The sequence below is a fragment of the Nocardia asiatica NBRC 100129 genome, from assembly GCF_000308415.1.
Lineage (GTDB): Bacteria > Actinomycetota > Actinomycetes > Mycobacteriales > Mycobacteriaceae > Nocardia > Nocardia asiatica.
Genome location: NZ_BAFS01000454.1, coordinates 1 through 3,896 on the forward strand (window position 1 = coordinate 1; position 3,896 = coordinate 3,896).

General features: G+C 65.6%; 5 protein-coding genes. 1 reads left to right on the forward strand and 4 read right to left on the reverse strand.

The window, feature by feature from the left end; translation table 11 throughout:
* A partial coding sequence (locus ON27_RS34540) for a class I SAM-dependent methyltransferase (protein WP_169334564.1) occupies positions 1-776 on the reverse strand: 776 nt, incomplete at its 3' end.
* Positions 773-1,795 (reverse strand): GDP-mannose 4,6-dehydratase, encoded by a 1,023-nt coding sequence (gene gmd, locus ON27_RS34545; protein WP_043737251.1) that lies wholly within the window; start codon positions 1,793-1,795, stop codon positions 773-775. The genes ON27_RS34540 and gmd, both read right to left, overlap by 4 nt.
* Before the next feature lie 116 nt (positions 1,796-1,911).
* On the opposite strand from gmd, the gene ON27_RS34550 reads away from it, so the two are divergent.
* Positions 1,912-2,640 carry a polyprenol monophosphomannose synthase gene (locus ON27_RS34550; RefSeq protein WP_051047327.1) on the forward strand — a complete coding sequence of 243 codons (729 nt, stop codon included), beginning with the start codon at positions 1,912-1,914 and terminating at the stop codon, positions 2,638-2,640.
* Here the strand turns inward: ON27_RS34550 and ON27_RS34555 are convergent.
* Complete coding sequence (locus ON27_RS34555; protein ID WP_218003091.1) at positions 2,618-3,343, reverse strand: NAD-dependent epimerase/dehydratase family protein; 726 nt, start codon at positions 3,341-3,343, stop codon at positions 2,618-2,620. The genes ON27_RS34550 and ON27_RS34555 overlap by 23 nt on opposite strands.
* A 121-nt stretch (positions 3,344-3,464) precedes the next feature.
* Positions 3,465-3,881 carry a cupin domain-containing protein gene (locus ON27_RS34560; protein ID WP_043692050.1) on the reverse strand — a complete coding sequence of 139 codons (417 nt, stop codon included), beginning with the start codon at positions 3,879-3,881 and terminating at the stop codon, positions 3,465-3,467.
* Between the last annotated feature and the right edge of the window lie 15 nt (positions 3,882-3,896).

A 3,896-nucleotide genomic window follows, 5' to 3' on the forward strand; every position in this document is an offset into this window, starting at 1 on the left:
AAGCTGCCGCCGTTGACGGTGTTGCGTTCCACCTCGAGCACCACGAAGCCGCACCGCCGCGCCATCCATTCGATCTGGTCGAGGGTGTAGTACTCCAGGTGCTCGTGACAGATGGTGTCGTAGGAGGTCGTCGCCAGCATCGCGGGCAGATAGCTCTGTTCGAGCACCCAGACGCCGTCGTCGGTGAGGCTGTCGTGCACCGTGCGCATGAAGCCCAGCGGGTCGGGGACGTCGTAGAACATGGCGATCGAGGTGATCACCTTGGCCCGCCGCCCCCGCAGCTCCGATTCGACCAGCTCGCGGGTGAAGTAGCCGGTCACCAACCGCACGTGCGGCGGATAGAACCGGCGGAACTTCTCTCCCAGCGGGTCTATGCCCACGATCGTCGCCGACCCTTCGGGATAGGCGCGCAGCAGCGTCGCGTCGTTGCTGCCGATGTCGATCACCACGTCGTCGGGGGTCAACGCCACCCGCTGCCGGATCCTGGCCACCCGGTGGGCGAGGTGCTCGATCATCGATCGATTCAGCCCGGAGCGGTAGCCGTAGCCGGGCGAATACATTTCGTCGAAGTCGGCCGTGTGGCGCAACTGCACCAGCCCGCACTCCTCGGGACCGGTGGGCACGCAGCGCACCAGCTCCAACGGGTAGCGCGGCACCCCGGTCGGATCGGCGGCCGGGAACACCCCGGTCAATGCCATCGTGCCGAGGTCGACGATCGTCTCGAGCCGGGTGTTGCCGCACACCCGGCAGCACTGCACCGCCACTGCTTGCGTCACGCGTTCTCCATATCGTGGGCCACCATCAGCTCGACCAGTTCGGTGAAACTCGTGCGGGGCGACCACCCGAGCTTCTCGCGCGCCTTGGTCGGATCACCGGTGAGATGATGCACCTCGGCGGGCCGGAAATAGGTCGGATCGACCTCGACGCGCACCCGCGAGGTGCGCCGGTCGATCCCCTTCTCGTCCAGACCGGTTCCCTCCCAGATCAATTCGACGCCGGTGGCGGAGAACGCGGCCTCACACAGCTCGCGCACACTGTGTGTCTCGCCGGTGGCGATCACATAGTCGTCGGGTTCGGGCTGCTGAAGCATCAGCCACATCGCCTCGACGTACTCCTTGGCGTACCCCCAATCCCGGCGGGCGTCCAGGTTGCCGATGAAAAGCTTCTCCTGTTTGCCCTGCGCGATGCGCACCGCGCCCCTCGTCACCTTGCGGGTCACGAAAACCTCTCCGCGCCGGGGTGATTCGTGGTTGAACAACGTACCGTTGACGGTGTACATGCCGTAGGCCTCGCGGTGGTTCACCGTGATCCAGTACGCGTACAGTTTCGCCACGGCGTACGGCGAGCGCGGATGGAACGGTGTGTCCTCACTGAGCGCGACGTCGTGCAGACCGCCGTACAGCTCCGAGGACGAGGCCTGGTAGAACCGGGTCGCGATCCCGGTCTTGCGGATGGCGTCCAGGATGCGCAGCGTGCCGATCGCGTTGGTCTCGGCGGTGAACTCCGGGATCTGGAACGAGATGTGCACGTGCGACTGCGCGCCCAGGTTGTAGATCTCCGCGGGGCGCACGTCCTCGAGGATCCGGTTGAGACTGCTGGAATCCATCAGATCCCCGTAATGCAAAAACAGCCGGCGTTCGGTATGCGTATCGGGATACAGGTGATCTATCCGGTCGGTATTGAAATTCGACGCACGCCGGATAATCCCGTGCACCTCATATCCTTGCTGCAACAGGAATTCTGTCAGATAAGACCCGTCCTGGCCGGTGATGCCGGTTATCAGCGCCTTTCTCATCAAACCTCCAACCCCGAGACTAACGGGTAGCCAAATGGCGGGCAATACCTATCTTTCGATCGCCGCCGGTATTAGAATTCGATTGCATGAGCGCGGCCTCCGAAAAAACTCTGGTAATGATTCCGACGTACAACGAGCGTCGCAACGTGGGCCCGTTGCTCGCTCAGATCCTCGAGCAGGGCACCGATTTCGATGTCCTGTTCGTCGACGACAACTCCCCGGACGGCACCGGCGATCTGCTCGATGAGCTGGCCCGACAGCATGCCCCCCGCATCCACGTGCTGCATCGGGCCGGGCGCCAGGGCGTCGGGTCCGCGCACCAGGCCGGTATCCGCTGGGCCTACGCGCAGGGATATCGGCACATCATCACGATGGATTCCGATTTCGCGCATCCGCCGTCGTATCTTCCGGCATTGCGCGCGGCGGCGCCCGGTTTCGACATCGTGGTCGGATCGCGGTATCTGAAAGAGGACAGCCTCGCCGACTGGACTCCCTTCCGCAAGGTCCTCACCCGGGTCGGGCATTTTCTCACCGTGACATTGCTGCGGATGCCCTACGATGCCACCGGCGCATTCCGATACTACCGGCTGGACTCGATTCCGGTGGGCGCTTTCGATCGTGTCCGCTCGACCGGATACTCCTTCTTCTTCGAAAGTCTCTACATCCTCGCCGCCAACGGCTTCAAGATCGAGCAGGTGCCGATCCACGTCCTCAACCGCACCGCGGGCGCGTCCAAGATGCGCACCCGCGACGTGGCCACCAGCGTGCGCTTCCTGCTGGTGCTGTGCGCGGAGAAATACCTGCGCCCCGGCAGGCACCGCATCAGTTCGCCCGCGCATCGCTGACCCTCCGCCCGGCCAGCCAGTCGATCACCGCCGCCGCCTCCGGCCAGTCGGTGCCGGTGGTGGTGATCGGGAACTGGTCGTCCACATAGTCTCTGGCGAACTCCGAGCGCGAACCGACCGCGTCCCGCACTTCGGCCAGCGTCACGGTGGTGCGTGCGCCGACCTCGCGCAGACCGGTGTCGTCGAGATGGCCGGCGATCCAGTCCGCGCACCAATTCACCGGGGCGAAGCTCTGGCGCGAACGGCCGCTGGCGAACACCGGACGGTCGGCGGCCATATCGGCCAGCACGCCCTTGCGATAATCCCCGCCGTACATCGGGCCGAGGCGCACGATCAGGGTGTCCGCGCCGGAGACCGACCGCTCGGCCTCCGCGCGATGGCGCCCGTACACGGTGTCCAGCTGGGTCCGCGCGGAGATGCTGCTGATCTGCACGAACCGGTCCCATTGCCAGCGCTCGCGCAGCAGGCGCGTCTTGTCCACCGTCTCCGCGCGGTCGGCGTCGGGATTGTGCTCGGCCCAGAAACGCTTCGACGGGCAGGCGGCATTGACCAGCACGTCGTAGCGGCCTGCCGTCCGATGCGACTCGTGGTCGGCGCGCATCACCGGCACCACCTCCCACCGGCTGCTCTTGCCGAGCGCCTCGACCAGCGCGGCGCCCACGTATCCCGCCGCGCCGACCACGGCCACACGTAACCGGTTCATCCGCGGTCCTTTAGGGCGTGCGCGTCGCCTCGAGCGAGCGGATTCCGCCGCGGCTCGCCCGCCGTGCCCAGGCCGGCCCGAGAGCTTGCCGCGCGCGCTTTCCCGACATCCGGTGCACCGCTCACGCGCCGTTGCCTTCCAAGGTGTGCGGCAGCGGCGCCACCTGCACGATCGGCGGATCGCACTCGTCCCACGGCTTGGTCAGCATGGCGACGAACGTCAGCGGGGTGATCGAGTACACGGTGTGCATCACCCCGATGGGCGTGCGCGTGCAAATGCCCTTGCCCACGTGGATGAACTCCTCGGGGCAGTTCGGATCCTCGTGGTCGTCCTTGGTCACCAGCACACCGTTGCCCTCGACGAACAGCAGATACTCCACGAAATGCGGGTGGTAGTGCAGGCCACGCACCTTGCCGGGGTGCATGTAGATCAAGTTGAACTCCAGCAGTGGCTCCGGCGGGACCCAGGTGAAAATGCCGCCGCGCCCGTCGCGGACGGTGTCGAGGTTGCACGAGGGGGTGAGGACTTCGACCTTCATTACTGCATCCCTTCA